Source organism: Variovorax sp. Soil_C_12 (assembly GCF_057657375.1).
The window spans coordinates 483,792-510,782 of the sequence record NZ_JBDGIO010000002.1 but is presented as its reverse complement, the minus strand read 5'-3'; the positions used below and the strand labels follow the sequence as shown (position 1 = coordinate 510,782).

Below are 26,991 nucleotides of genomic sequence, written 5' to 3'. Positions count from 1 at the left end.
CCGAGCCTCGCAGACAAAGGCGGCACTCCTATGGAAAGAATGCGCTTGAAGCCAAGGATGGTCATCCTCGTCGGTCTCGGCCTGCTGGCGGTGCCGGCCATCGTCATCGTCTGGTGGCAATGGCCGGTGCGCGTGCAGACCGCGCTGCCCACGCGAGGCCCGGCGATCGAGGCGGTGTACGCCACCGGCACTGTGGAACCGACCGTGATGGTTCCCGTGGCTCCGCGCGTCGGCGGCCGGCTGGTGGCGATCGATGCGGAAGAGGGCCAGCAGGTCAAACGCGGCCAGGTGCTCGCGCGCATCGAATCGAGCGACCTCGACCAGACCATCCAGGAGATGCGCGCGCGCGAACAGCTGGCGCGGGCTCAGTTCGAGCGCGCCCGTTCCCTCGTGGAGCAACGCTTCGTCGCGCCCGCCGAACTCGATCGCACACGCACGGAGTGGCTGGCGGCCCAGGCCGCGGCCCGGCGGGCCCAGGTCCAGCGTGACTACAACCAGCTCGCGGCGCCTGCGGACGGCATCGTCCTGCGCCGCGACGGCGAGGCCGGCCAGTTCGTGCCTGCCGGCCAGGCGGTGTTCGCGCTGGCCTGCTGCGCCCCGCTGCGGGTCACCGCCGAGGTCGACGAAGAGGATATCGCCCGCGTCGTGATCGGCCAGACCGTCATGATGCGCAGCGACGCCCTGCCCCATCGCCTCTACGAAGGGCGGGTGGCAGAGATCACGCCCAAGGGCGACCCGGTATCGCGCAGCTACCGCGTACGCGTGCGCCTGATCGACCCCCCGGCCATCGAGGCCGGGCCGATGCGAAGCGGCATGACCATGGACGCCAACCTGATCATCTCGCGCCGGGAAGGCGCACTGCTGCTGCCCAACCGCGCACTCCAGGGCGATCGCGTGTGGCTGCTGACGCAAGGCCGGCTGAAGCGGCGTTCCGTGGTCAGGGGGGCCGTCGGCGCCGATCGCACCGAGATCGTGTCGGGGATCACTGACGGCGAGACGGTGGTCCTGTTCCCCTCCGACGCGCTGCGCGACGGGCAGCGCGCACGCGGCATTCCCTCCCCAGCGGACGCGCCTGCCGCGGCTGCGCTGGCCAGTCGGTGACACTGTGGCGATCACCCTCGACATCGCGCTGGCGCACCTGACGAGCCGCAAGCGGCAGACGCTGGTGTCGCTCACGGGAGTGGTGCTCGGCGTCGCCTTCTTCCTGGCCGTTTCGGGCCTGATGCGCGGATCGGAAGACGATTTCCTCAAGCGGCTGGTCGACAGCAGCCCTCACATCACCGTCTACGACGACGTTCGCCAGGGCCGCGCGCAACCTGCCGCGCTGTACTGGCCCGAGGCTGCGGTCCATCTGCGCAACGTGCGCCCGCTGCGCGAGACGCGAGGCATTCGCGGCTGGCGGCAACGGCTGGCCTTCATCGAGGGGCTGCCGGGCGTGCGTGCCGCGCCGGTGCTCGCCGACGCAGCCGTGCTGACCTTCGCCGGGCGGCAGCAGGGGGTCACCCTGTCCGGCGTGGTGCCCGAGAAGATGAAGCATGTGACGACCATCGAAGAGAAGTTGCAGGCGGGCTCGCTCGACGCGCTCGCGTCCGACCCCAACGGCATCCTGATCGGCCGCGGACTCGCCGACAAGTTCAGCCTGCGCCTGGGAAGCACGCTGAGCGTGCTGGCAGCCGACGGCACCAGCCGGCCGCTGCGCGTGGTCGGCATCTTCCGGACCGGGAACGCCACCTACGACGAAGCCCAGGCCTTCGTGCTGCTCAAGCGCGCGCAGTCGCTGCTGGGCCGGGAGAACCGCGTCAATCGCGTGATCATCCAGCTTGCCGATCCGTACGCGGCGCAGCGCACGGCGCAGGACATCGAGGCAGCCACCGGCTACAAGGCCGTCTCGTGGATCGAAGCCTCCGAGGACCTGCTGAGCCTGCTGCTCGTGCGCAACATCATCATGTACAGCGTGGTGGCGGCCATCCTGGTGGTCGCCGCATTCGGCATCTACAACACGATCTCGACCATCGTGATGGAGAAGACGCGCGACATCGCGATCATGAAGTCGATGGGTTTTCACCCGCGCGACCTGCGGCGCATCTTTCTGCTCGAAGGCCTGATCGTCGGGCTGATCGGCAGTGCCCTGGGCGAGCTGCTCGGCCTGGCGCTGATGCAGCTGCTCGGGCAGGTCGAGATCCGCCCGCCCGGTGTCACGGAGCTGGTCCGGCTGCCGATGTCGTGGGGCGCCGGGCAGCACGCGCTGGCGGCAGGGTTCGCGATGCTCTCCTGCCTGGCAGCGTCCTATCTCCCTGCGCGGCGCGCCGGTCGCGTGCGTCCGGTCGACATCCTGCGAGGTGCTGCATGAATGGCGCCGATTCCGCTTCGGGCCCGGTGATCCGCATCGAACACGTGACGCGGACGCTCGAAGGCGAGGTGCCGGTCACGCTGGTGAAGGACGTGAGCCTCCGGATCGAGCGCGGCGAGTTCGTCTGCGTGATGGGCCCGTCGGGCTCCGGCAAGTCTTCGCTGCTCTACCTGCTGGGCCTGCTCGACGTGCCCACGCAGGGGCGCATCTGGATCGACGGGCAGGAAACCAGCGGTTTCGACGAGGACCGGCTCGCGGACTTTCGACTGGCCCGGCTGGGCTACGTGTTCCAGTTCCATTTCCTGCTGCCGGAATTCAGTGCACTCGACAACGTGTGCCTCCCGATCCGCAAGCTCGGCCGCCTCTCGGATCAGGCGGCCGAGGCTCGGGCTGCCGAACTGCTGGATCAGTTCGGGCTGGAGGGTCATCACCGCAAGAAGCCCAGCCAGCTGTCCGGCGGGCAGCGCCAGCGCGTCGCCATCGCCCGCGCGCTGGCGAACGACCCGCTCGTGATCCTCGCCGACGAGCCGACCGGCAATCTCGACTCGGTTGCCAGCACCAACGTGCGCGACATCCTTCGAAATCTGACCCGCGATCTGAACAAGAGCGTGGTGGCCGTCACGCACGATGCAGACTTCGCCTCGGCCGCGGACCGGCGCATCGGCATCGTCGACGGCCGCGTCGACATGGCATGGCGGCCCGATCCGGACGCGTGACCCTTCGCGAGCGCCCAGAACAACTGCGCCCCGGTCGATCCAATGATTGATCTGCGTCAATGTCGGATCCTTCAAGCAACTCATACTGAAACAAAGGAGCTTGAAAGATGAAGATCTTCCTCATCGCCGCTGCAGCGATTGCGCTTGGCGGCTGCGCATCGCCGTCGGCCACGCATCACCAGGGCGGCCCACACGATCCGTCGACTCGCTACCACCGGCAGATGAAGACGATGAGCGACATGCACCAGAAGATGGCGGCCGCAAAGACGCTGGAGGAACGGCAGGCGTTGATGGCGGAGCATATGCAGGCCATGCGGGGCGGCATGTCGATGATGTGCGAAACGAGTACCACCGGCACGGGCACGCAAGGGAGCGGGATGGCCGACATGACCAAGCGCTGCATGGACATGAGGGACATGACCATGAAGATGATGCTGGATCGCGAGGCGCAGCAGGCGCCTGCACGCTAGCGGCAATTCGGCTTGCGGCGGGAAGGCGCGCTTAAGGAGGCGTTCATCGAAGCCCTCGAACATTGCTCCCCAGGGCCCACTTCCGGGGGCCCGGATCTGGAGCAAGCATGTTCATGGCCTCGTCCTTCCGCAAGGAAGATGGCGCGTCGTCGGCGTACACCGACCCTGCGCCCGCGAAATCATCGTTCGGGATACACCCCGACAGCGACCCTCGACGAACGGAGGTCGAGAATTTCATCCGACAGGTCTACGCGAGACGGTTCGGCGCGCGGATCACGCACTTCGCACCCGTGCTGGTGAGCCAGCGCGACCGTGCCGGCGCGCTCGTCGCGGCGGCCGGCTACCGTCATGGGGCACAGGGTCCCCTGTTCCTCGAACGCTATCTCGATGCGCCCGTGGAACGCCTACTCGCGCGACATGCCGGCTATCAGCCCCGGCGCGCGGACATTGTCGAAGTCGGCCACCTGGCCGCGGGGCGTGCCGGCGAAGGGCGCCGCCTGATCTACCTGCTGGGGCCGCACCTGGCCGCCCAAGGCTTCCAATGGGTGGTTGGAACCCTGACGCGGGAACTGCGGCAACTGTTCGTGCGGATCGGCGTGACGCCGCTGGAGCTCGGGCAAGCGGACTCGGCCGCACTCGGGCCGGAGGCTGTGCATTGGGGCAGCTACTACGAACACGGGCCGCTGGTGCTGGCAGGGCATCTTCCGGACGCGGTGCGCCGCCTGGGCAGGCGCACCGCATGACGGCGCTGGACAACGGCCGGCGCAGCTGGAGTGCTGCCGAGCTCGAAGCGGCGACGCGCTCGCTGGCAGACCGACTTGCGGCGCAGCGCACACGGGTGCTGGCCACCTTGATGGACAACACCCCCGCTTGGGCGGTGGCCGACCTTGCTTGCAGGCAGGCGCAGGTGGTGCACGTGCCGCTGCCACTTTTCTTCAGCGCCGGACAGCTGTCCCACGTGCTGGGTGCTGCGGGCGTCGACACGCTGCTGACGCCGGGCGCGTTGGCGGGTCGCTGGCCCGACGCCCCTGCGATCGCCTGCGAGATCGCGGACGAGCCGCTCGCGATGGTACGGCTACCTTTCCAGGCGGCGCCGATGCCGCCCGGCACCACCAAGATCACCTTCACCTCCGGCACCACGGGGGCCCCGAAGGGGGTCTGCCTCGGGGCAGACAGCATGGAGCGCGTCGCGAGCGGCCTGGTGCAGGCGATGAAGCCTCTCGATATCCGGCGCCATCTCTGCGCACTGCCGCTAGCGGTGCTGCTCGAGAACATCGCCGGGCTGATGGCACCGCTCGCGCGCGGTGCGACCTGCATCGTCCTGCCGCTGAAGGAACTCGGCCTCGAGGGCTCGTCCAGCTTCGACGCGGCGCGTTTCCATGCGGTGGTGGAGCGGCACCAGCCCCACAGCGTCATCCTCTTGCCGCAGATGCTGCGGGCCTGGGTCCATCATCTGCTCGGGGCTGGCGCGCGCGCCCCGTCGTCACTCCGGATGGTGGCCGTCGGCGGCGCCGCCGTCGGCGTGCGGCTGCTGGCGGCCGCGCGCTCGGTCGGGCTGCCTGCCTGCGAAGGCTACGGATTGTCCGAAGGCGCGTCGGTGCAAACGCTCAACCTCCCGGGCGCCGAGCGCGACGGAAGCGCCGGGCGCGCCCTGCCGCACGCCCGGTTGCGCATTGCGGCGGACGGGGAGATCGAGGTGGCCGGCAGCCTGTTCTCGGGCTACCTCGGCGACCCGGCACCGCCGCCGGCGTGGTGGCCTACCGGCGACCTCGGCAGCATCGACGAGGATGGATTCGTGTACGTGCGAGGGCGCAAGAAGCTGGTGCTCATCACCTCCTTCGGACGCAATGTGTCGCCGGAGTGGATCGAGGGCCTGCTGCGTGACGAGTCCGCCATCGGGCAGGCCGTGGTCTTCGGCGACGGGCAAGCCACGCTCAGTGCCGTGCTCTGGCCGCTGCAGGCAGAGGCCAGAGATGCCGATCTGCAGGCCGCCATCGACGCCGCGAATGCGCGCCTTCCCGACTATGCGCGCGTGCATTGCTGGACGCGCGGGCGTGCCCCCTTCGATGCCGCATCCGGCATGGCCACGCCCAACGGCCGCCCACAACGCGCAGCCATCCTCGCAGCGCATGCCGACGCATTGGGCATTCCCACCACTTGAATCTTTCCGCCCGGAGTTCCCATGAGTTTTTACGAAAGCCTGCTCAAGCAAACCGCCGACGCCCGGATGGGCCTGCTGTCCGCCCCCATCATCCAGGGCTGCCTGCGGGGCGAGGTCTCGCTCTCCAGCTATGTTGCCTTTCTGCGCGAGGCTTACCATCACGTGCGCCACACGGTACCTCTGCTGAAGGCCTGCAAGGCGGCGCTGCCCGAACGCCATGCCTGGCTGCACGCGCCGCTCGACGAGTACGTCGAGGAAGAGCAAGGCCACGACGGCTGGATCCTCGACGACATCCGGGCCTGCGGCGGCGACGCCGAGGCCGTTCGCGAAGGGCTGCCGGGCCATGCCGCCGAAGTCATGGTGGCCTACGCGTACGACACGATCGCGCGGCGCAATCCGCTTGGTTTCTTCGGCATGGTGCACGTGCTCGAAGGGACCAGCGTCTCGCTGGCACTGCTGGCCGCCGACCAGATCCAGCAGTCCCTGGACCTTCCCGACAGTGCCTTCAGCTACCTGCGCTCGCACGGCACCCTCGATCAGGCGCACACGGCTCATTTCGCGATGCTCATGGACCTGATCGAAGACCCTGAAGACCAGGCGGACATCGTCCATGCTGCCCGCGCCTTCTTCAGGCTCTACGGCGACGTGTTCCGCGACCTGCCCTTGCCGCTGGCGAGCGGCGACGTGGCGGACCAGGCAAGCACGGGAGCCGCTTCGTGAAGGCCGCCGAAGCACGCATTCTGCTGACAGGCGCCTATGGCGGCATCGGCGAAGCAGCCGCCGCGGCCTTCATGCGGGCCGGTGCCGCACTGATGCTGTCGGGACGCTCGCCGGCCAAGCTGGCCGCCCAGGCGCGGACGCTGATGCAGGGTACGAGCGACCATCCGCCGCGCATCGAGTGGCGGTCCGCAGACCTCACCAGCGCCGTGGACCTGGCCAGCCTGAGCGAGGCCGCGCGTACGTGGGGATGCAACGTGATCGTCCACGGGGCCGGCGTTGCCAGCTTCGGCCATCTCGAGTCCGCGACCCCGGAAGGCATGGGGCGTGTGCTGCAGACCAACCTGCTGGCGCCGATGCTGCTGACGCGGGCGCTGCTGCCCCATCTGCGCAGCCTGCCTCGCGCCCAGGTGATCTGCGTCGGCTCCGCACTGGGCGGTATCGGGCTGCCCGGCTACAGCATCTACAGCGCGAGCAAGTTCGGCCTGCGCGGCTTCGCGCAAGCACTGCGCCGCGAGCTCGCGGACAGCACGGTGCAGGTGCAGTACATCGGCCCGCGCGGCACGCGAACCGCCTTCAACAGCCAGGAGGTGGAGGCCTACAACCGCGCCACGGGCAGTGCGATGGACGATCCGGCTCAGGTGGCGCGCGCGATGCTGAAGATGCTCGAAGCAGAGACGCTGGAGCGCTTCCTCGGCTACCCCGAGAAACTTGCGGTGCGCATCAATGGCATCGCTCCGGCGCTGCTGGATGGCGCCTTCGCCAGGCATCGCCGCAGCCTGCCCGCATTGCCGCAGGAGCCTGCCGAGCGGACCGGAGACTCCGCAGCCCGCGCCAGTTCCTTCACCACGATTCACTGAGGTTTCCGCCATGACGACCCGATCCGAACACCCATCGTCCCCTGTACTGCCCGGTCGACGCTGGGCGGGCACCCTGCTCGCCGCCGCGGCACTCGCCGGCCTGCTGCCGAACCTCGCCAGCGCCGCTGGCGTGGAAGAGTCTGTCACCGAACTGCAGCGAGACTGGGAAGTCATCCGCTACCAGACCCCGCCCGCCGAGCGCGAGAAGCGCTTCGAGGCACTGGCCACCAGGGCGCACAAGGTCAGCGAAGCGTATCCGGACCGCAGCGAACCACTGGTATGGGAAGGCATCATCGTCAGCTCGTGGGCGGGCGAGAAAGGCGGGCTGGGCGCGCTGGGCCTGGTCAAGCAGGCCAAGGCGCTGTACGAGGACGCCATCCGCATCAACGGCGACGTGCTCGATGGCTCGGCCTACAACAGCCTCGGCGTTCTCTACTACAAGGTGCCGGGCTGGCCGGTCGGGTTCGGCGACAAGGCGAAGGCCCGAGAACTCTTGCAAAAGGCGCTCTCGCTCAATCCCAAGGGTATCGACCCCAACTTCTTCATGGGCGAGTACCTGTTCGAGAACAAGCAGCCCGAGCAGGCCGTGGTCTATCTGGAGCGCGCGATCCAGGCACCGCCGCGGCCGGGACGCCAGGTGGCCGACGCCGGGCGCCGAGAAGAGGCACGGGGGCTGCTCGACAAGGCGAAAGCCCGGTAGGCCGTCAGCGCCTCTCGGCAGCAAAGCGCACCGCCACGCGCACGCCCTGCCCCGCCGCACATGTTTCGAAGGCCAGCTCCAGCCCGTGCAGCTCGGCGACGCGCCGGGCAATCGAAATGCCCAGGCCACTGCCGCTCTCGGACTGACCGGCTGGACGGAAGTAGCGCTCCCCCAGGCGTGCCAGCTGGTCGGCGCTCAGGGGCGGACCTTCGTTCTCCACCTCGAGTTGCTCCTCGCCGATGCGCAGCGTCACCGTGCTTCCCGTCGGGGCGTAGCGCACGGCGTTGTCGAGCAGATTGCGCAGCAGGACGCCAAGCAGGTGCTCATCGCCCAGCAGGGGCATCGGATGCCTGCCATGGGGCGGCCAATCGCAGGCCAGGTCGATCCGGCGACGTTCGGCCAGCGCCAGGCATTCGTTCACCGCCTCCTCGACCACAGTCGGCCAACGGACCTCTGTCTTCGGCGTCGGCACGTTGCCCGCTTCCAGCCGTGAGAGCGCCAGCATCTGCGCGACGAGCCGCCCCATCCGATCCAAGCCGGCCGTGAACTTGGCTTCGGCATCGTGACGCTCTGGCCCGGCGGCAGCACGGCGGACCACATCCCACTGCACTCGCAGGATCGCGAGCGGCGTGCGCAGCTCATGGGCAGCGTCGGCCGTGAAACGGCGCTCACGCGCCAGCAAGGCCTCGATACGCTCGAACAGTCCGTTCATGGCGCCCACCAGGGGCTTCAGTTCGGCCGGCGTCGAATGGGTGGGGACCGATGCCAGGTCGTCGGCCCCACGGCCCTGGAGGTCGGCGGTCAGCTGGCGAAGAGGCTCCAGGGCCCGGCGCGCTGCCCAGTTCATGGTGAGCAGCAGAACGGGCAACACGAGCAGCCAGGGGACAACCTGGCTCGCCGTCAGGCTGTAGACCACCTCGTCGCGCTCGTAGGTCTTCTGCCCGGCCGCCACCAGCCACTCGCCGTTGACAGACTGGAGGTAGTACACGCGCCAGGATTGTCCATCGATCTCTTCGTCGACGAAGCCCGAGCGATCCGGCAGACGGGGCAGCTCCGCACCCTCACGATCCGCCAGCATCAAGCGGCCCTGCCGGTCCCAGGCCGCGACGGCCAGGTCGCGCACATCGGATTCACCGGCCGCCTGGCTGCCAGGCCTCGGCGGCGCCGGCAGCGCCGGCGCCGCGCCCGTGGCGTTGGAATCCTTGAGCGTCACCTGCACCTGGCGAGCGAGGCGGATCAGTTCCGTGTCGAAGAGCTCGTTGACCTCGTGGCGGGCCCGATCGACAGACACGATCAGCGCTACCGCCCACACGAGCGGTGCGCAGATCAGCAGATAAAGCACCAGCCGGCGCTGAAGGCTGCGCGGCTCTCGCCCCGTCGGCTCGCTCATGAAGAAGGCTCGCCGGAGCCGAGGGCATAACCGACGCCGCGGACGGTGCGCACGATCATGGGATCGATCTTGCGCCTCAGGCGATGCACGTGTACCTCCAGGGTGTTGCTTTCCGGCTCGCCCCCGCTCCAGTCGTATAGCTTCTGCTGCAGGTAAGCCTTGGACAACACCCGCTGGGAATCCGCAAGCAGCGCCTCCAGCAGCGCCATCTCGCGTCCCGTCAGGTCGACCTGTTCTCCCTTCCAGCGCACCACCTTGGCTGCCGGGTCGTACTCGAGCGCACCGTGCTGCCACACCGACTGCGCCTGGCCCGACGAGCGGCGCACCATGGCGCGAAGCCGCGCCGCGAGCTCGTCGATGGTGATCGGCTTGACCAGGTAATCGTCCGCCCCTGCGTCGAGGCCGGCGATGCGCTGCTCCACGGCATCGCGCGCCGTCAGGATCAGCATGGGAAGTTTCAGCCCCCGGCTGCGCCAGCGGGACAGCCACTGCATGCCGTCCCCGCCAGGCAGGCCGAGATCCAGCACCATGGCGTCGAAGGGCGCGGTCGACAGGGCGGCATCCGCAAGAGCACCATCGCCGAACCAGTCCACCACATGCCCGAGCTGGCGCAGGCCCGTCGCGACGGCGTCGCCCAGCAGGGTGTCGTCCTCCACGATCAGGATGCGCATGCGTGATCTCGGAATCGCCGGTATGGCGCGGTCGATTATGCAGAAGGCCGCCGCCTTGGCCGTGTGCTCGCCTTGATCTTGCGCAAGCCGGGCATCGCGAAGTCGATCGAGACTGGCGGATCGTTGCCACCAGGAAACTCCCATGCCCAAAATGAAAGCCGCCGTCTTCGTCGAACCCGGACGCATCGTGCTGGAGGACAAAACGATTCCAGCCGTCGGCCCCCTCGATGCGCTGGTGCGCGTGACCACCACGACGATCTGCGGCACCGATGTCCACATCCTCAAGGGGGAGTACCCCGTGGCCAAGGGTCTGACCATCGGCCACGAGCCGGTCGGCGTGATCGAGAAGCTCGGTTCCGCTGTCAAGGGGTACCAGGAAGGGCAACGCGTCATCGCCGGAGCCATCACGCCCAGCGGATGGAGCAATGCATGCCTGTGCGGCACCTGTTCGCAGGACGGCGCGGGAACTGCTCATGGCTGGAAGCCGATGGGAGGCTGGAAGTTCGGCAACACGATCGACGGGTGCCAGGCCGAATACGTGCTCGTGCCTGACGCCATGGCCAACCTCGCGCCCGTGCCGGACGGCCTCACGGACGAACAGGTGCTGATGTGCCCCGACATCATGTCGACCGGCTTCAGCGGCGCCGAAAGCGCCGACATCCGGATCGGCGACTCGGTGGCGGTGTTCGCGCAAGGCCCGATCGGCCTGTGCGCCACGGCAGGCGCCAAGCTCAGCGGCGCGAGCCTGGTGATCGGCGTGGACCGGCTTCCCGATCGCCTGCGCATGGCCCGGCGGATGGGCGCCGATCACGTGGTCGACAGCAGTCAGGTCGATCCGGTCGAGGAGATCCTGCGGCTGACCGGGGGCCGCGGCGTCGACGTCGCGATCGAAGCACTGGGAACGCAACAGACTTTCGAGGCGTGCTTGCGTGTGCTGCGCCCCGGGGGCACCTTGTCGAGCCTCGGCGTCTACTCGACGGACCTGAAGATCCCGCTCGGCGCGTTCTGCGCCGGCCTGGGCGACCACCGGATCGTCACCACCCTGTGCCCGGGCGGGAAGGAACGCATGCGGCGCCTGATGTCGGTGATCCAGGGCGGCCGGGTGGATCTCGGCGCCATGGTGACCCATCGCTTCCGCCTCGACGACATCGAGGCGGCCTACGAGCTGTTCGGGCACCAGCGCGACGGGGTGCTCAAGGTTGCCATCACGCCCTGACCGCGGTGTTCGAGCGCCGCCCGGCCAACCAGCCTGCCTTGCGCTATGTCAGCCGCGATTGGAAGGCGCCTCCGCATCGGTCCTCTGTTGCGATGGCGCAAGCCCTGCCGCGCCGCTCCGTCGCATGCTGAGCACTCACACCCACTCATCCAAGTACGCATATGAAACCCACCACCCTGCTGGTCCTCCTCGCGATGGCGTTCAGTTCGGCGACGTTTTCCGCGGACTACACCCAACCTGGACAGCTGAGTCCCCCGCCCGGCCCTGTCAAGAAGTCCAGAGAAGCCGCAAACAGAGCTGCGCGTGAAGCGGAGGCTGCTGCACGCAAGGCAGCCGACGACGCCAAGGCGGCATTGCAAAGGAGCGAAGCCACCGCTGGGAAGATCTCGAAAGCTTTCGCCGAGGCCATCCGGCGAGCGGCGCGCAAGGCTGCGGAATCCGCGAGGCGCTTCGAGGAGAAGGCCTCGGCATCGGCAAGCAAGGCGGTCGAAGCGAGCCGCGAAGCCGCTCACGCCGCCGCGGAGGCGAGCAGGAAGTCCGTGGCCGCCACGCGTGAGGCACTCGCCAAGGCGGAGGACGCATCCAAGCGCGCCTTGTTATCGAGCAAGGAAGAAGCCGAGAAAGCGGCCGCGGCGACCCGTGAGGCGCTCAGGAAGGCAGAGGAAGTGACACGTTCCGCGGCAAGCGCTGCCAAGGAGGCCGCGCGGCGGACCCGGGAGGCAGCCCGTCCTGCGTCGCCTGCACCCGAGAGGAAGTGAGGCGGGCGAGATCTGCCAGAGATACCCGTGACGGGACGGACTTCAATGCGCGATCAGCACCGGCACCGTCATGTGGGAGAGAACCCCTCGCGTGACTCCTCCCATCACCCTCTCGCGCAGCCGAGAGTGCCCGTATCCGCCCATCACGATCAGGTCGGCTCCCAGGTCGGAGACACGCGATAGCAACGCGTCCGACGTGTCGATCTCCGTGATGTCCTCCTCGCACGTCGCCCGCACGCCGTGGCGCTGCAGCCAGCGGGTCATCTCGGGGATGAGAAGGGTCTGGACTTCGGCGGCCTCCGTGCGTCGAAAGGAAGCCAGCGTGACCCGCTGTGCATGGACCAGCAGCGGCAAGGCTTCCCGCATCGCCACGGCCGCGGCACGGGATCCGTCCCATGCCAGAAGCACGTTCTGCCCCGCATCCTTGAACTCGCCGGCGTAGGGCACAACCAGCACCGGCCGGCCCCCGTTGAGCATCACCTCGGCCACGAGTCCGCGAACGGGCAGGTCCCGTTCGCCTGCGCTGTCCTCCTGGCCCACGACGATGAGGTCGCTCGAGCGGCCGTGCGCCACGAGCGCGTCGATCGAAGTGCCGTCGGTTTCGCGAAGCTCGCTGGATACCCTGCCCGCTGCGCCCCCGTCGCCCAGCCTGGCCCTGAAGCTTTCGCCGATCGCGTCCGCGCGTTGCCGCAGGTAGCGGGCGGATTCGGCGATGTAGTCGGTCATGCCGGTGGGAAGCACGTCCGCCGGGATCGTGCCCTCGAGCAGGCCGCTGGGCAGCAGCCCGATCAGATGGGCACCCTGCGTTCGCGCGATACGGTTCGCGAGGTCCACACGGGCGTTGCACCTGTCCGTGTGGTCCAGGTGAACAAGAATGGTCTTGATGTTCATGGCTCGAGCCTCTTCGTGTATGCACCGGCCGGATGGCACGGTGCACCGATCTTCACGGCGAACGAAGCCGCGGGCCTTGATGTTCGTCAATGCAGAGGGATCCGCCAGCACGGACCATTCCCAGAGGCGTAGCATTCGGATCTCTTCACCATCGTGCCCATGCCCATCAACTACGTCAGGCGTCTTACAGGCCGAAAGCGAACCGCGAGTGCGAATCGCCACCTTGGATTTGCGTTGGCATTCGTGGCCGGGGCGATCAACGCCGGCGGGTTTCTGGCTGTCCAGCAGTACACCTCTCACATGACGGGCATCGTCTCGTCGATGGCCGACAGTCTCGTGTTGGGCGCATATGACGTGGTGCTTGGTGGGGCCGGTGGACTTGTGTCGTTCGTGGCGGGCGCGGCAATCTCTGCGATGCTTGTCAACTACGCACGCCGGCGACGGATGCACAGCGAGTACGCGCTGCCCCTGTTGGTGGAGGCCTCTCTGCTGATCTGCTTCGGGGCCCTGGGCGCCCGGCTTTCCAGCATCCAAGGTCTCTTTGTGCCGGCAACAGTCATGCTCCTTTGCTTCATCATGGGATTGCAGAACGCGGTAATCACCAAGCTGTCGCACGCCGAGATTCGAACCACGCACTTGACCGGCATCGTGACTGACATCGGCATCGAGCTTGGGAGGCTGCTCTATCGGAATGCTGCCGGCCCGCCTTCACATTTGCGTGTAGTGGCCAACCGCGAGCGGCTTCGCGTTCTCGCACTCCTCGTTGTCTCCTTCTTTCTCGGCGGCCTGCTCGGCGCGGTCGGCTTCAAGCATGTCGGATACGTATCGACCGTTCCTCTCGCCCTCGTATTGCTCGTGCTTGCGATGATTCCGGCATTCGACGACCTGGGAAACCTGGCACGCCGCAGAACCCGTACGGCCAGGCAATCGCGAAGAATCGAGTAACACAGAGGCCGGCGGCTCGCACGGCGTGCGGGTCGGGCCATGCACGACCCGCCGCACTAAATCACGTTCGCCGTTCGCGACGCCGAAGCGCATACCGGGCAACGCTCGCCCATTGGCCTCTCAGGCATCAGTACCGAAAGCAGCTTCAACTGCTCCTTCTGGATTTCCAGCAACTCCCCCCATTGCTTGTTCCGCAGCAGATCGACCTTTTCGTGGAGCAACATGATCTCCACCTCGGCCTTCAGGTTGACCTCGTAATCGTGTTCCGCGCTGATGCGGTCCTTTGCGGCCTGCCGCTTCTGCGACATCAGGATGATGGGGGCTTGGATAGCCGCAAGCATGGAGAGAAAGAGATTGAGCAGGATATAGGGATAGGGGTCGAACGTGCTGCCGCCTCTGGCCAGAAGCACGGTGTTGAGCGCCATCCAAAGGAGCATGGTGGCGGCAAAGAGCCCTACGAAGGTCCAGGATCCGCCGAACGACGCGACCGCATCTGCTGCCCGCTGCCCGAAGTCGGGCTCGGCGTCAAATTCCTTCGAGACGTTGCGCGCTATGTGCGTTCGTTCCGAAATGTGCCGGGCAACCTTCTTGGCCACGTCATCGAGGGCCTCGTAGGAGACGCCAAAAAGCTTCGCAGCGACTTCATCGGACTTATGCATGAGAACTCCGGATCGGGGCGCACTGAGTTCTCCACTCTGTGCGTGTTCAGAAAGGCTTCTGGCACCCTACTGGTCCTTGAAGAGCACCGCTTGATCCAACGCAAGTTGCAAGCTCCCCTCTCTATATACAGTGAGCCGCTCGGCATCGCGCGTTTAGAGCCGCACGCGATGGCTATCTCACTTCAATCCAACTATCAAGGACAGCTCATGAAACCAGATGCCATGCTGCGCAGCGATATCGTCGCCGAACTGAACTTCGATCCGGTCATCACGGCCACTGACGTCGGCGTGATCGTCAAGGACGGAGTGGTCACCCTGACCGGCCATCCCCGCAGTCACGCCGAGAAGCACGCCATCGAGCGTGCCGTGCAGCGCGTCAAGGGCGTGAAGGCGCTGGCGATCGAGATGCAGGTGAAGCTTCCCTCCGGCCATGAGCGCACCGATGCCGACATTGCCCTGGCAGCCGAGCGGGCCCTCGAGTGGAACGTGCTCGTCCCCGACGACAAGATCCGCCCGATGGTCGAGAAAGGCTGGATCACGCTGAACGGCGAGGTCGAATGGGAGTACCAGGGCAGGGCAGCGGAAGTCGCCGTGCGCGGCCTGCTCGGCGTTACCGGCGTCACGAACCGGGTTATCGTGAAGCCTAAATTCACGCCTGCCGACGTCGAAGAACGGATTCGAGAAGCCCTGGAGCGGCAGGCTGACCGGGAAACCCGCCAGATCCAGGTCCTCGTCAACGGCGGTGATGTGACCCTGAAGGGCAAGGTGCATTCCTGGGCGGAACGCAAGGCCGCTCAGGGCGCCGCGTGGTCCGCTCCTGGCGTCGCCAACGTGGTGAACAACCTGCTCGTGGAGGACTGACAGTGATCGCATGGTGACGCAATGATGCAGGCGATGGTGCTCCCCGGCCCAGGCCAAGCGCTGCGGATGGAAAGCCGTGCGCTGCCGGAGCCGGACGCGGGCGAGCTTCGCCTGCGCGTGCTGGCCTGCGCCGTCTGCCGCACGGACCTGCACGTGGTGGACGGCGACCTGCCGTTGCCTTTGCTGCCCATCGTGCCCGGCCACGAGATCGTCGGCGTGGTCGAGGCGCTCGGGCCGGGCGTTCACGCGCACCGCATCGGCGATCGCGTCGGCGTGCCGTGGCTCGGCCACACCTGCGGCCACTGCGCCTTCTGCGCCGGCGGCAGCGAGAATCTGTGCGATACACCGCGCTTCACCGGCTACCACCGCGACGGCGGCTTCGCGAGCCATGTCGTCGCCGAAGCCGACTTCTGCCTGCCGCTCGGCAAGTTGACGCACGAGCCCGCCCTGATCGCACCCCTGATGTGCGCCGGCCTGATCGGCTGGCGCTGCCTGAAGGCGGCCGGCGAAGGCGCAAGGCGAGTCGGGCTCTACGGGTTCGGCGCGGCTGCGCACCTGATCGCGCAGGTCGCCGTTGCCCAGGGTCGGCAGGTCCATGCCTTTACCCGGCCGGGCGACGTCGCGGGTCAGGCCTTCGCACGAAGCCTTGGGGCTGCCTGGGCAGGAGGCTCCGACGAAGTGCCTGCCGCCCCCCTGGACGCCGCGATCATCTTCGCGCCCGCCGGCGAACTGGTTCCAGTCGCCCTGCGCGCGGTACGCAAGGGCGGACGGGTGGTCTGCGGTGGCATCCACATGAGCGACATCCCGGGCTTTCCCTATCGCCTGCTCTGGGAAGAGCGCCAGCTCGTCTCGGTGGCCAACCTGACGCGCGACGATGCCCGCGAGTTTCTGAACGTTGCGCAAGCGCATCCGCCGCAGGTGCACACGACCACGTACCCACTGGCGCAGGCCAACGAGGCGCTTGCCGACCTCCGCGCCGGCCGCGTGAAGGGCGCAGCGGTGTTGCTGCCCTGAGCGAGAGGCCAGCAGCACCCTGTGCAAGGCGCGGGTCACGCGGCGACACCGATCATGCACTCATTGTTGTCGATCACGACCCTGCAGCAGATGATGTCGGCACAGAACTGATCAAGCTTCAGTACCTTCTCGCGCACGCGCGACTCGACCGCAGGCAATGCTTCGGTTACCGAGGTTTCTGAGTTCGAGGGGTTGTCTCATTGAGCGCTCTCTTCAGGTCCTTGCATAGCCCAGGAGGCGCAATGCCGCTGCCGGTATCTTGATCCAGCGCAACCAGCCGCGATTCATCGCAAGAAGCGCTTCGGTGTGCTCTGGGTTTGCGCACGATCAAAGGGCGCCGCCGCCCTCCCGTCTACTGTGCTGCTCCTAGAACGACGCTTTCGTCGCAACAAAAGGAGATTCGCACCATGACAGCCAAGAAGTTGCTCTTCCGGGAAGACGCGCGCGACAAGATCCGCCGCGGCGTCGATTCGCTCGCCGACGCGGTCAAGGTCACCCTCGGACCCCGGGGACGCACCGTGATCATCGACAGCGAGTACGGCGCGCCCCAGATCGTCAACTCCGGCGTTGTTGTCGCCAGGTCGATCGAACTGGAGGATCGCTTCGAGAACATGGGGGCGCAACTGCTGCGCGAGGTCGCGGCCCGTACCAGCGAAATGGCGGGCGACGGCACCACGACGGCCACCGTGCTGGCGCACGCCATGATCCAGGAGGGCCTGAAGTACCTTGCCGCCGGCATGAATCCCATGGACCTCAAGCGCGGCATCGACCTCGCCGTCGAGACCGTAGTGGGCGAACTGAAGGCGATCTCGCAACCCAGCACGACCTCGCAGGAGATTGCGCACGTCGCGGCCATCTCGGCCAACAACGACCGCTCGATCGGCGATCTGATCGCCCGCGCGATGGACAAGGTGGGCCGCGAGGGTGCGGTGTCCATCGAGGACGGCTCTGGCCTCGTCAGTGAGCTCGAGATCGTCGAGGGACTGCAGTTCGATCGCGGTTATCTATCGCCCTACTTCGTCAACAATGCAGAGAAGCAGGCGGCGGTGCTGGAGAATGCGCTGATCGTGTTGTGCGACCAGAAGCTCTCGAGCTTCAACGACCTGGTGCCGCTTCTAGAAGAAGCGGCGAAATCGGGAGCGCCGCTGCTGGTGATCGCCGAGGACGTGGATGCCGATGCACTCGCCACGCTGGTCGTCAACAGCATTCGCGGCGTCGTGAAAACCTGTGCCGTAAAGGCACCCGGCTTCGGCGACCGCCGCAAGGCGATGCTGCAGGACATGGGTGTCCTTACCGGCGGGCAGGTCATCTCGAGCGAGCTCGGGCTGACCCTCGCAAAGGCGACCCTCGACAACCTGGGCCGCGCGCGCCGCGTGGTGATCGACAAGGACAGCACGACCATCATCGGCGGCGCCGGTGACTCGACAGCCATCCGCGACCGCATCGCCTCCATCCGCAAGGAGCGCGAGGCACAGGCCAGCGAGTACGACCGCAAGCAACTCGACGAGCGCATCGCCAAGCTCTCGGGCGGCGTGGCATTGATCAAGGTCGGGGCAGCCACCGAAACCGAGCTGAAGGAACGCAAGCTGCGCGTGGAGGATGCCCTGCATGCGACGCGTGCCGCGGTCGAGGAAGGTATCGTTCCCGGCGGCGGCGTTGCGCTGCTGCGCGCGCGCCGCGCGCTAGTGGACCTGCCCGCCCCCAGCCTGGACCAGGCCTCTGGCATCAAGATCGTGCAGCGCGCACTCGAGGAGCCGCTGAGACGCATCGTCGCCAACGCAGCCGACGAGCCGTCGATCGTGCTGGACAAGGTCGATGCTTCGACACAGCGAAGCTACGGCTACAACGCCGCGACGCGCCAGTACGGCGACATGCTGGAGATGGGCGTCATCGACCCTGCCAAGGTGACGCGCTTGGCACTGCAGAACGCCGCATCGATTGCCAGCCTGGTGCTTACCACGGACTGCATGATCGCCAATGCGCCGAAGAAGGCGCCGGCAGACTCCCGCCAGGGCCTCGAACCCGATCTTTACTGACACGCTCGATAGGCATCGCGCTGATCGGCAGCGCGCTGCAGAAGGTCCTGGCGACGACGACCCAGCGTTCGCCTTTCCCGGCAAGGTTTGAGCACGGAATCCGCGACAACATGGAGCTGGGTCAAGGGCTGGGTGAGATGCCAGTGGGTCCGGCAGTCTGCCTGCTGGCTCGCCATGACTCTTCGGCAGCCTCGTGCGCGGCCTGCGCCGCAGCACGATGGGCTTGGAATGCGATTCTCAACGCGTCGCGCGCGCTGCGCGCAGCGCCCCTCGCTTCCGATCGGCTCGGTTCAGCGGCTCGACGGGCCGCCGTTTCCGATCTCTCCAGCGCGCTGCCGGACGCGATGGAAGCCTTCTCGCTTGCCTTTGCGGCCATGTCCGCCTTAGCGCGACCCTCGCTGGTCGCCCGAAGGGCCGAGAGGATGGTCATCTCCCAAGCATGCCGAGCAGATTCATCGGCCTTGCGTGCTGCTCGACGCGTCGCCTCCGTGGCGCGTACGGAAGCGTTCCTCGCGGACTGCTCGGCCTTCTTCAGCGCCGCACCGGCATCCTTGGAAGCTCTTCGCGCGGCCGTCGTCGCATCCAGAGCCGCCAAGTATGCAGCGTTGCGCGGCGTCATCTCCTGGATGGGGTTCAATGGCGTTGCTGCACCTTGCCGAGCGAAGCAAGGGACGCTCAACGCTAGCCAAATGAGTGGGAGCGCGGCACGCGCGAGCGTACCGAAGTTCATTTTCCAGATGCCGCAATCTTGAGTTTCCATACGACACCAGCGTAGCCGCGAGGCGGCGGCGGCTTGATCGACATCAAGGCGTGCCATGCAATGAAGATCGTCCAGTCCTCGGCGTTCTCCATGCTCGGCGTTCTCCATGGCATGTTGTTGATCCAGCGCAACCGCCGGCGGGGCCCTTGTCTCAAGAATGGCGCCACATGCATCCCTCAAGGACATCGCCCATGAACACCCACAGATCCGCCCTCCTTGTCGCCGCCGTGCTGTTTGCCCTGGAAAGCGGAGCGGAACCCGCGCCCGCCATTCCGTTACCCGTGCTCGCATCCGGCGCGCATGCCAGCGGAGGCATCAGTTACGAGGGCCAGCAGGAAATGCAGGCGAACCAGGAGCTGTACAACCTGCGCCTGACCTTCGCCGAGGCCCAGACAGGCGCCTATCTCGCGGGCGTGACCGTCACGATCGAGCCCGCGGATAAGAGCGCCCCATTGGGTCCGTTCACGGACTGCGGTCCCCTGTTCCACGTCGCGCTGAGACCCGGCGTCTACCGCGTCGTCGCGAGCTACGCGGGGCTCACACGCTCCAAGGCCATTCGCGTGGGCAAGGCAGCCACGCAGGCCACCCTCTATTGGCCCGCCGCCAGCGAGCCGTGAGAGCTCCTGGAGGAGGCCCTCGAACAAGACGGTCATATGCACCCTACATTCAACGGTCGCTCCGGCTATCCCAGCGCCAGTTCAGGATCTCGGGCATATCCTCGCCGCGGGACCTGATCCATGCCCGATGCGCCAACAGCTGGTCGCGCAGGTGCTGTTCGACGTGGCCAGCGGCTTCACGGATACGCGGCACGCGGTCGATGGCAGCGGCCGCGAGATGGAAGCGGTCCAGCCGATTCAGCACGGTCATGTCGAACGGCGTCGTGGTCGTGCCCTCCTCTCGATACCCGTGCACATGGAAGTTGCCATGGTTGGTGCGTTTGTATGTCAGCCGGTGAATCAACGAAGGGTATCCGTGGAACGCAAAAATCACCGGCCTATCGGCGGTAAAGATCGAATCGAACTCCGCATCCGCCAGCCCGTGCGAGTGTTCCGACGGGGACTGCAAGCTCATCAGGTCGACCACATTGACCACGCGGACCTTGAGGTCCGGTACCTGGCGCCGCAGCAGGTCGACCGCAGCGAGCGTTTCGAGCGTTGGCACCTCCCCGGCGCAAGCCATGACCACGTCGGGTGCTGCGCCCTCGTCGTTGCTGGCCCAGGTCCAGATGCCCACGCCGACGCTGCAGTGCCGCACGGCGGACTCCATGTCCAGCCACTGGTGCTCCGCTTGCTTGCCGGCCACGATCACGTTCACATAACTGCGACTGCGCAAGCAGTGATCGACCACGGAAAGCAATGTGTTCGCGTCGGGCGGCAGGTAGACACGCACCACCTGGCCCGTCTTGCTGGCGACGTGATCGATGAAGCCCGGATCCTGATGGCTGAAGCCGTTGTGATCCTGTCGCCAGACGTGGCTGGTCAGCAGGTAGTTCAATGACGCGATCGGTCGGCGCCACGGAATCCGGCTGGACACCTTGAGCCACTTCGCGTGCTGGTTGAACATTGAGTCGATGATGTGGATGAAGGCTTCGTAGCATGAGAAGAAGCCGTGCCGTCCCGAAAGCAGATAGCCTTCGAGCCAGCCCTGGCACAGGTGTTCGCTGAGGACTTCCATCACGCGGCCGTCCGCCGCGACATGGTCGTCGCCTGGGAGAATCTCGGCGGTCGAGGTCCGCTTGCTGACCTCGAACACCGCGCCCAGGCGATTCGAGGTGGTTTCGTCGGGGGCCACCATGCGAAAGTTGCGGGCGTTGAGCCGCATCACGTCGCGCAGGAACTCGCCGGCCACGCGCGTGGCTTCCGCTTTCACCGCGCCCGGCGTGGAGACGGCGACCGCATAGTCGCGGAACTCCGGCATCCGGAGGTCCCTGAGAAGCAGGCCACCGTTGGCGTGCGGATTGGCGCTCATGCGTCGCTCCCCCAGGGGGGCGAGATCGGCGATGTCCGCGCGCAAGGCGCCGTCCTCGTCAAAGAGCTGCTCCGGCCGGTAGCTGCGCAACCAATCCTCGAGCAGCCCAACGTGCGCAGGACTGTCCAGGAAGCCGGTCAAAGGGACCTGGTGCGCCCGCTGGGTGCCCTCGATCGGCACTCCGTCCACGATCCTGGGACCGGTCCAGCCTTTGGGCGAGCGCAGGACGATCATCGGCCAGCGTCGGCGCCGGCTGAAGCCGTCCACGCGAGCCTCCGTCTGGATGGCATTGATCACATCCAGCGACGTGTCAAGTGCGGTGGCCATCATCCGGTGCATGGCCTCGGGCTCGTGCCCCGAAACAAAATGCGGCTCGTAGCCATAGCCGCGCATCAGCTGGGTCAACTCCTCGTCGCTGATCCGCGCGAGTACTGTGGGGCCTGCGATCTTGTAGCCGTTGAGATGCAGGATCGGCAAGACCGCGCCGTCAGATGCGGGATTCAGGAACTTGTTCGAATGCCAGCTGGCCGCCAGCGCTGCGGTTTCCGCTTCACCGTCGCCGATCACGCAACAGGCCAGCAGGTCTGGGTTGTCGAAGACGGCGCCGTAGGCGTGCAGCAACGAGTAGCCGAGTTCGCCACCCTCGTGGATCGAGCCGGGGGTCTCGGCCCCCACGTGACTCGATATGCCCCCGGGAAAGGAGAACTGCTTGAAGAGGCGCTTGATTCCTTCGGCGTCCTGCCCCACGTTCGGGTAGACCTCGCTGTAGGTGCCTTCGAGCCACGCGTTGGCCACGATACCCGGACCGCCATGGCCGGGGCCCGCGATGAAGATGGCCTGCAGATCGCGCGCCTTGATGGCGCGGTTCATATGCGCATAGATGAAGTTCAGGCCCGGCGTCGTCCCCCAGTGGCCGAGCAGGCGCGGCTTGATGTGCTCCAGAACCAGCGGCTCGCGAAGCAGCGGGTTGTCCATGAGGTAGATCTGCCCCACAGAGAGATAGTTCGCTGCTCGCCACCAGGCGTCGAGAACGGAAAGGTCCTTGGCGGCATGCCGGCCGGTCGATTGAGATTTCATATGCGCCTCGCGAGCTGTAAGCAAAGCTGATACTCCTCTCTTGGCCGTGGCGCTGACTTGCGGCAGATCAAAGCGCGATGCACCGGCCGGGCGAGCAAAGCCGACTTCCGCGCAACCTGGCCCCGCCAGAGATGTCCGACCCCGGCGATCATGCGGAGCGTCGGGCCGCCGTCGAGGCGGCAGGGGGGTATCGATCGCGCAGGACAATGAGCGGGACAGCAATTCCGCTCAGGAGCAGGAGCCAGTCCTGCGTCACGCCAAGCAAGGCGGCGGCGCTGCCGCCGAGCAGCGACCAGAAGAGCGGGATGATGAGCAGCCAGCGCGACACGGGGGTCGTGGTGAGCAACAGCAAGCCGAACGTGAAGATCGTGACCGGGCAGGGGGTGATGCCGAACATCGGCATCTCGGGATAGCGATGGCCGGTCCACATCCCCAGCAGCGGATAGAGAACCACTGCATAGATGACAAACGCCCATCCCAACCATGCGGCCGGCCTGCCGCTGGTGCCGAAGTCCATGCGGCCTCGCAAGACGGCCATGTAGAACAGCAACCCGCCCTGCACGATGAACAGGGCACCGAAAAGCAATGCCGCCTTGTTGATGGTCGAGAAGAATAGCCCGTGATACGCGATTCCGGTCCAGGTCCACATCAGCGCCAAGCCTAGTCCAATGAAGCGGTTGCCTGCGCTTGACGGTCGAACGACCATGGCAACCATGACCATGCCGAACAGGTAGCCCAGGATCTGAATCGGCCAAACGGCATCGTTGTACGCGCCAAAGAGAGCAAAGAACTGGGCGCGGGTAAATGGCAACATGAGGTCCGCCATAGAAAGTTGTCAGCATTTCCGTGGGCGAACTTCACCTTGAATCATGCTTCATGATGTTCTGCGCACCGCCTTCAGCCTGCTTTGCGCCACATCAAGGCACGGCGCGCCAGCGTTCCGATACTGGCAGTCTCTCCATTCGAGACTGAAGGGAACCCGTCATGTACCAAAGAATTCTTGTGCCCGTCGACGGTAGTGCGACAGCACAGCGCGGGTTGGAGGAGGCCATCCGCCTGGCGAAACTCACGCAGGGTCGACTGCGGGTCATCCACGTGATCGACGAGCTCTCGTTCGCCCTTGCCATGGACGCCTATGCCGGCCACGCCGGGGACTGGCTGAGCGTGCTGCGCGAGGACGGCGAGCGGCTCCTTGCGGAAGCCAAGGCTGTCGCGAAGGCGGCCGGCGTCGAAGCCGACACGGTCCTGTACGACAGGCGCTCCGGACAGGTTCACGAACTGGTCACCGCCGAAGCCGCCAAGTGGCCCGCGGATCTGATCGTCCTCGGAACGCACGGCCGCCGCGGCGTAGGACGCGTTGTCATGGGCAGTAGCGCGGAGCACATCCTGCGGAATGCGCGCGTTCCGGTGCTGCTCGTGCGGGCGCCTGAAACCGAATCCAGGTCGCAGCCGGGGGAACCGTCACACGTGAGTCAGCCAACGGCGGCCCTGGCCTTCGAATGATGGCAACGTATATCCGCTGGTTCTCCGAGATCGGCGTCGACGACGTGGCGAGCGTAGGCGGCAAGAACGCGTCGCTCGGCGAGATGTACCGCGCGCTGACGCCCCATGGCGTGCACGTGCCCAACGGATTCGCGATCACGGCCGACGCCTATCGCCGCACCCTGGAACTCTCCGGCGCGTTGCCGCGCTTGATGGAAGCGTTGGCCGGCCTGGACGTCAAGGACATCGATGATCTCGCGCGGCGCGCGCAGCGTGCGCGAGAGATCGTTCTTGCCGCAACGCTTCCCGAGGAGTTGACGAGCGAGATTCGCGCAGCGCACGCCCGGCTGCGAGCGGAGTATGGCGCCGACATGACCGTCGCGGTTCGCAGTTCCGCCACCGCGGAAGACCTGCCGACCGCCAGCTTCGCGGGCCAGCACGAGAGCTTCCTGAACATCTCCGGCGAGGCCCGGCTGCTGGACTCCGTGCGCCTGTGCTTTGCCAGCCTGTTCAAGGACCGTGCCATCGCTTACCGGGTCGACAATGGCTTCGATCACTTCAGGATCGCCCAGTCGGTGTGTGTGATGCAGATGGTGCGTTCCGACCGCGCTGCCAGCGGTGTCATGTTCACGCTCGACACCGACAGCGGGTTCCGCGATGTCGTCTTCATCACCGGCGCGTACGGCCTGGGCGAGAACGTCGTCCAGGGCACGGTCGACCCGGACGAGTTCTACGTCTTCAAATCCACCCTGAAGCTGGGCCGCCGCGCCGTGCTCAGGCGCAAGCTGGGCAGCAAGGAAGTGCGGCTGGTGTATTCGAAAGCTGCCGGCCGGGAGCCCACCTGCAACCTGCCCACCCCCCCGGAAGACCGGGCCCGCTACTGCATCGACGATGCCGACGTGCTGACACTGGCAGATGCGGCCGTGGTGATCGAGGATCACTACAGCCGCCATGCGGGCCGGCCGACGCCGATGGACATCGAATGGGCCAAGGACGGGCTCGATGGTCGGATCTACATCGTGCAGGCCCGGCCCGAAACGGTTGCTTCCCGCAAACCGCTGCACCGTATCGACGAGCATCGCCTCCATGCGGCGGCTGCGCCGGTGGTCACCGGTCGAGCGGTCGGCGCGACGGTCGCGGTGGGAAAGGCCCGCGTCATCACCGATGTGATGGCGCTCGGCCAGTTCCAACCCGGGGAGGTCCTGGTTGCCGACACCACGATGCCCGACTGGGGCACGGTGATGAAGATCGCGGCCGCGGTCGTCACCAATCGCGGCGGCCGCACCTGCCACGCCGCGATCGTCGCCCGCGAGCTCGGCATTCCCGCGGTCATCGGCTGCGACGACGCGACGGCCAGGATCCGCACCGGCGACGAAGTCACCGTGTCCTGCGCGGAAGGCGCCGAAGGCCGCGTCTATGCAGGCGCAGTGCCGTTCGAGAAGACGAGCGTCGAGCTGTCGGCGCTCGGACGGCCGCAGACGCATCTCATGGTCAATCTGGGCAACCCCGACAGCGCCTTCCAGACGGCGCGGCTGCCCAACGACGGCGTGGGACTGGCGCGCATGGAATTCATCGTCGCCGAGCACATCAAGGTGCATCCGATGGCCCTGGTTCACCCGGAAAAGATCGACGACCCGGCGGAGCGTGCCGAGATCGCACGACTGACACGATCGTTCGAGCGCCCGGCCGACTACTTCGTGCGCGAATTGTCGGAGGGCGTGGGCATGATCGCCGCTGCGTTCTATCCGAAGCCGGTGATCGTGCGCATGTCCGACTTCAAGACCAACGAGTACGCCAGCCTGCTCGGGGGCAGCGGGTTCGAACCGAAGGAGGAGAACCCGATGATCGGCTTTCGCGGGGCCTCTCGCTACACGCATGCGGCCTATGCGGAAGGCTTCGCGCTCGAATGCGCCGCCATGAAGCGGGTGCGCGAGGAGATGGGACTCGTGAACGTGAAGCTGATGATTCCGTTTTGCCGCCGCGTCCAGGAGGCCGAGCGCGTGCTCGAGGCGATGGCCGCGCATGGCCTGCGGCGCGGCGATGGCGGCCTCGAGATTTACGTCATGTGCGAGATCCCGAACAACGTGATCCAGGTCGATGCCTTTGCTCGGCTCTTCGACGGCTTTTCGATAGGCTCCAACGACCTGACCCAGCTGGTACTGGGCGTGGACCGCGACTCGCGCACGGTGGCCTTCGACTTCGACGAGCGCGACGATGGCGTCAAGGCGATGATTCGCCAGGCCATCGAAGGCGCGCGACGCAACGGCCGCCACGTCGGCATCTGCGGCCAGGCGCCTTCGGACTACCCGGAAATGGCAGCGTACCTGGTCGAACTCGGCATCGATTCGATGAGCGTGACACCGGACACGCTGCTCAAGATCACACGCGACGTCCTCGCCGTCGAAGAGCGGCTCGGGCGCCCTCCCCGCCAGCAACCCCAAGGAACAAGTTCATGAACCCGCCCATCTCATCGATGATGCAACGTCCGGTGTACAGCGTCACCATGGAAGACAGCGTGGCGCAGGTGGAGGCTCTGCTCGCCGGCAGGCACCTGTCGTGGGTGCCGGTCCTGGAGCCGGCGCGCGGCGAAGTTGCGGGCGTCATCAGCGCCTCGGATCTCGTCGCGTTTCATGCGCAGGGGCGGGATGCCGCCACCACGCAAGCATGGCAGATGTGCTCCTACAAGCCCATCGTGGTCGACGTCGGGATGGCGGCTGCCCAGGTGGCGGTGCTCATGGTGGAGCGCGGCGTCCACCACGTGGTCGTCACCGACGGGAGCGACATCGCTGGTGTGGTGTCATCGCTGGACTTCGTACGGAGCTTCGCGGCTGCGGCAGCACCCGAAGCGCCGCCGGCTTCAACTTGAAGCATGCGCTAGGGTTTCGCTGAATCTCAGCGCTGGATGGCCGCGCCTTGGCGCAGCGCAAGCCCCCACAGGCACCCACTGTTCGCTTTCGCCTTCCCAGCGAGATGCATATCCGCCCCGGCCTGCCGGCGCAGCTTCACCAGGAAAGCGATAGAACTCCTCGTTGAGATACCTCGCGACTTCCGCGACATCATCGTCGCCCCAACCGAGCGCCGCATCCGCCTGCCAGCGCCAGACCTGGGCCCTGAGGCTGGTCCAATCCGTGGCGAGTCTTCTCTGGCGCCAGTGAACCTGCTCGGTATGGCAAGCGATGCAGTGCGTTTGGTACAGCAAGGAGCCGCGAGACTGGGCCAGGACCGGAAAAGACGATGCCAGCACCGCGAGCATCGCCGCGAATCTCCAGCAGGCCAGAGGCAAGTTCAT

General features: G+C 66.6%; 27 protein-coding genes. 19 read left to right on the top strand and 8 right to left on the bottom strand.

Annotated features, from left to right (window positions below; genetic code table 11):
• Positions 1–57 precede the first annotated feature (57 nt).
• The 9 genes from AC3A6X_RS07405 to AC3A6X_RS07365 all read left to right on the top strand — a co-directional run bounded on the left by AC3A6X_RS07405 (position 58) and on the right by AC3A6X_RS07365 (position 7,974).
• Positions 58–1,101 carry an efflux RND transporter periplasmic adaptor subunit gene (locus tag AC3A6X_RS07405; protein ID WP_487841567.1) on the top strand — a complete coding sequence of 348 codons (1,044 nt, stop codon included), beginning with the start codon at positions 58–60 and terminating at the stop codon, positions 1,099–1,101.
• Positions 1,102–1,105: 4 nt separating this feature from the next.
• Positions 1,106–2,350: an ABC transporter permease gene (locus AC3A6X_RS07400; RefSeq protein WP_487841566.1), complete on the top strand. Its 1,245-nt coding sequence runs from the start codon at positions 1,106–1,108 to the stop codon at positions 2,348–2,350.
• Positions 2,347–3,066, top strand: a complete 720-nt coding sequence (locus tag AC3A6X_RS07395) for an ABC transporter ATP-binding protein (RefSeq protein WP_487841565.1) — start codon at positions 2,347–2,349, stop codon at positions 3,064–3,066. Before AC3A6X_RS07400 ends, AC3A6X_RS07395 begins: the two co-directional genes overlap by 4 nt.
• 107 nt (positions 3,067–3,173) lie before the next feature.
• Positions 3,174–3,536: a hypothetical protein gene (locus AC3A6X_RS07390; RefSeq protein ID WP_487841564.1), complete on the top strand. Its 363-nt coding sequence runs from the start codon at positions 3,174–3,176 to the stop codon at positions 3,534–3,536.
• A 107-nt stretch (positions 3,537–3,643) separates the two neighbouring features.
• Positions 3,644–4,279 (top strand): thermostable hemolysin, encoded by a 636-nt coding sequence (locus AC3A6X_RS07385; protein WP_487841563.1) that lies wholly within the window; start codon positions 3,644–3,646, stop codon positions 4,277–4,279.
• Positions 4,276–5,697 carry an AMP-binding protein gene (locus tag AC3A6X_RS07380; protein WP_487841562.1) on the top strand — a complete coding sequence of 474 codons (1,422 nt, stop codon included), beginning with the start codon at positions 4,276–4,278 and terminating at the stop codon, positions 5,695–5,697. The genes AC3A6X_RS07385 and AC3A6X_RS07380 overlap by 4 nt, the downstream gene beginning before the upstream one ends.
• Positions 5,698–5,718: 21 nt before the next feature.
• On the top strand, positions 5,719–6,417 hold the full coding sequence (locus tag AC3A6X_RS07375) for an iron-containing redox enzyme family protein (protein WP_487841561.1): 699 nt from the start codon (positions 5,719–5,721) through the stop codon (positions 6,415–6,417).
• Positions 6,414–7,274 (top strand): SDR family oxidoreductase, encoded by an 861-nt coding sequence (locus AC3A6X_RS07370; RefSeq protein ID WP_487841560.1) that lies wholly within the window; start codon positions 6,414–6,416, stop codon positions 7,272–7,274. Before AC3A6X_RS07375 ends, AC3A6X_RS07370 begins: the two co-directional genes overlap by 4 nt.
• A 10-nt stretch (positions 7,275–7,284) precedes the next feature.
• Entirely contained in the window at positions 7,285–7,974 is a 690-nt protein-coding gene (locus AC3A6X_RS07365) for a hypothetical protein (protein WP_487841559.1), read from the top strand.
• A gap of 4 nt (positions 7,975–7,978) precedes the next feature.
• Here the strand turns inward: AC3A6X_RS07365 and AC3A6X_RS07360 are convergent, their stop codons facing one another.
• A complete protein-coding gene (locus AC3A6X_RS07360) occupies positions 7,979–9,364 on the bottom strand; it encodes an ATP-binding protein (RefSeq protein ID WP_487841558.1) in 1,386 nt (461 codons plus the stop codon).
• Complete coding sequence (locus AC3A6X_RS07355) at positions 9,361–10,035, bottom strand: response regulator (protein WP_487841557.1); 675 nt, start codon at positions 10,033–10,035, stop codon at positions 9,361–9,363. Before AC3A6X_RS07355 ends, AC3A6X_RS07360 begins: the two co-directional genes overlap by 4 nt.
• 142 nt (positions 10,036–10,177) lie before the next feature.
• On the opposite strand from AC3A6X_RS07355, the gene AC3A6X_RS07350 reads away from it, so the two are divergent.
• Entirely contained in the window at positions 10,178–11,251 is a 1,074-nt protein-coding gene (locus tag AC3A6X_RS07350; RefSeq protein WP_487841556.1) for an NAD(P)-dependent alcohol dehydrogenase, read from the top strand.
• A gap of 161 nt (positions 11,252–11,412) precedes the next feature.
• A complete protein-coding gene (locus AC3A6X_RS07345) occupies positions 11,413–12,009 on the top strand; it encodes a hypothetical protein (protein ID WP_487841555.1) in 597 nt (198 codons plus the stop codon).
• A gap of 42 nt (positions 12,010–12,051) precedes the next feature.
• On the opposite strand, the gene AC3A6X_RS07340 is transcribed toward AC3A6X_RS07345, so the two are convergent.
• Positions 12,052–12,900, bottom strand: a complete 849-nt coding sequence (locus tag AC3A6X_RS07340) for a universal stress protein (RefSeq protein ID WP_487841554.1) — start codon at positions 12,898–12,900, stop codon at positions 12,052–12,054.
• Positions 12,901–13,059: 159 nt separating this feature from the next.
• Between AC3A6X_RS07340 and AC3A6X_RS07335 the strand changes: the two genes are divergently transcribed.
• Positions 13,060–13,845 carry a YoaK family protein gene (locus AC3A6X_RS07335; RefSeq protein WP_487841553.1) on the top strand — a complete coding sequence of 262 codons (786 nt, stop codon included), beginning with the start codon at positions 13,060–13,062 and terminating at the stop codon, positions 13,843–13,845.
• 56 nt (positions 13,846–13,901) lie between these two features.
• Here the strand turns inward: AC3A6X_RS07335 and AC3A6X_RS07330 are convergent, their stop codons facing one another.
• Complete coding sequence (locus AC3A6X_RS07330) at positions 13,902–14,504, bottom strand: DUF1003 domain-containing protein (RefSeq protein ID WP_487841552.1); 603 nt, start codon at positions 14,502–14,504, stop codon at positions 13,902–13,904.
• A gap of 207 nt (positions 14,505–14,711) precedes the next feature.
• Here AC3A6X_RS07330 and AC3A6X_RS07325 point away from each other — a divergent pair, with 207 nt between their 5' ends.
• The 3 genes from AC3A6X_RS07325 to groL all read left to right on the top strand — a co-directional run bounded on the left by AC3A6X_RS07325 (position 14,712) and on the right by groL (position 18,415).
• Positions 14,712–15,365 (top strand): BON domain-containing protein, encoded by a 654-nt coding sequence (locus tag AC3A6X_RS07325; protein ID WP_487841803.1) that lies wholly within the window; start codon positions 14,712–14,714, stop codon positions 15,363–15,365.
• Between the two features lie 24 nt (positions 15,366–15,389).
• A complete protein-coding gene (locus tag AC3A6X_RS07320; RefSeq protein WP_487841802.1) occupies positions 15,390–16,379 on the top strand; it encodes a zinc-dependent alcohol dehydrogenase family protein in 990 nt (329 codons plus the stop codon).
• A 407-nt stretch (positions 16,380–16,786) separates the two neighbouring features.
• Positions 16,787–18,415 carry a chaperonin GroEL gene (gene groL, locus AC3A6X_RS07315; RefSeq protein ID WP_487841551.1) on the top strand — a complete coding sequence of 543 codons (1,629 nt, stop codon included), beginning with the start codon at positions 16,787–16,789 and terminating at the stop codon, positions 18,413–18,415.
• A gap of 726 nt (positions 18,416–19,141) precedes the next feature.
• On the opposite strand, the gene AC3A6X_RS07310 is transcribed toward groL, so the two are convergent.
• Positions 19,142–19,267: a hypothetical protein gene (locus AC3A6X_RS07310; RefSeq protein ID WP_487841550.1), complete on the bottom strand. Its 126-nt coding sequence runs from the start codon at positions 19,265–19,267 to the stop codon at positions 19,142–19,144.
• 99 nt (positions 19,268–19,366) lie between these two features.
• Between AC3A6X_RS07310 and AC3A6X_RS07305 the strand changes: the two genes are divergently transcribed.
• Positions 19,367–19,792, top strand: coding sequence for a hypothetical protein (locus AC3A6X_RS07305; protein ID WP_487841549.1), 426 nt, complete (start codon positions 19,367–19,369; stop codon positions 19,790–19,792).
• Between the two features lie 49 nt (positions 19,793–19,841).
• On the opposite strand, the gene AC3A6X_RS07300 is transcribed toward AC3A6X_RS07305, so the two are convergent.
• Both AC3A6X_RS07300 and AC3A6X_RS07295 read right to left on the bottom strand, forming a co-directional pair.
• On the bottom strand, positions 19,842–22,220 hold the full coding sequence (locus AC3A6X_RS07300; RefSeq protein WP_487841548.1) for a phosphoketolase family protein: 2,379 nt from the start codon (positions 22,218–22,220) through the stop codon (positions 19,842–19,844).
• 148 nt (positions 22,221–22,368) lie between these two features.
• Positions 22,369–23,034, bottom strand: a complete 666-nt coding sequence (locus tag AC3A6X_RS07295) for a DUF6064 family protein (protein ID WP_487841547.1) — start codon at positions 23,032–23,034, stop codon at positions 22,369–22,371.
• Positions 23,035–23,204: 170 nt separating this feature from the next.
• On the opposite strand from AC3A6X_RS07295, the gene AC3A6X_RS07290 reads away from it, so the two are divergent.
• Genes AC3A6X_RS07290 through AC3A6X_RS07280 form a run of 3 tightly spaced genes read left to right on the top strand, consistent with a single transcriptional unit; the run spans position 23,205 to position 26,568 of the window.
• Complete coding sequence (locus AC3A6X_RS07290; RefSeq protein WP_487841546.1) at positions 23,205–23,723, top strand: universal stress protein; 519 nt, start codon at positions 23,205–23,207, stop codon at positions 23,721–23,723.
• Complete coding sequence (ppsA, locus tag AC3A6X_RS07285) at positions 23,720–26,158, top strand: phosphoenolpyruvate synthase (RefSeq protein WP_487841545.1); 2,439 nt, start codon at positions 23,720–23,722, stop codon at positions 26,156–26,158. The genes AC3A6X_RS07290 and ppsA overlap by 4 nt, the downstream gene beginning before the upstream one ends.
• Positions 26,155–26,568 (top strand): CBS domain-containing protein, encoded by a 414-nt coding sequence (locus AC3A6X_RS07280; protein WP_487841544.1) that lies wholly within the window; start codon positions 26,155–26,157, stop codon positions 26,566–26,568. The genes ppsA and AC3A6X_RS07280 overlap by 4 nt, the downstream gene beginning before the upstream one ends.
• Here AC3A6X_RS07280 and AC3A6X_RS07275 read toward each other — a convergent pair.
• Entirely contained in the window at positions 26,560–26,991 is a 432-nt protein-coding gene (locus tag AC3A6X_RS07275) for a hypothetical protein (RefSeq protein WP_487841543.1), read from the bottom strand. The two genes, AC3A6X_RS07280 and AC3A6X_RS07275, sit on opposite strands and share 9 nt — an antisense overlap.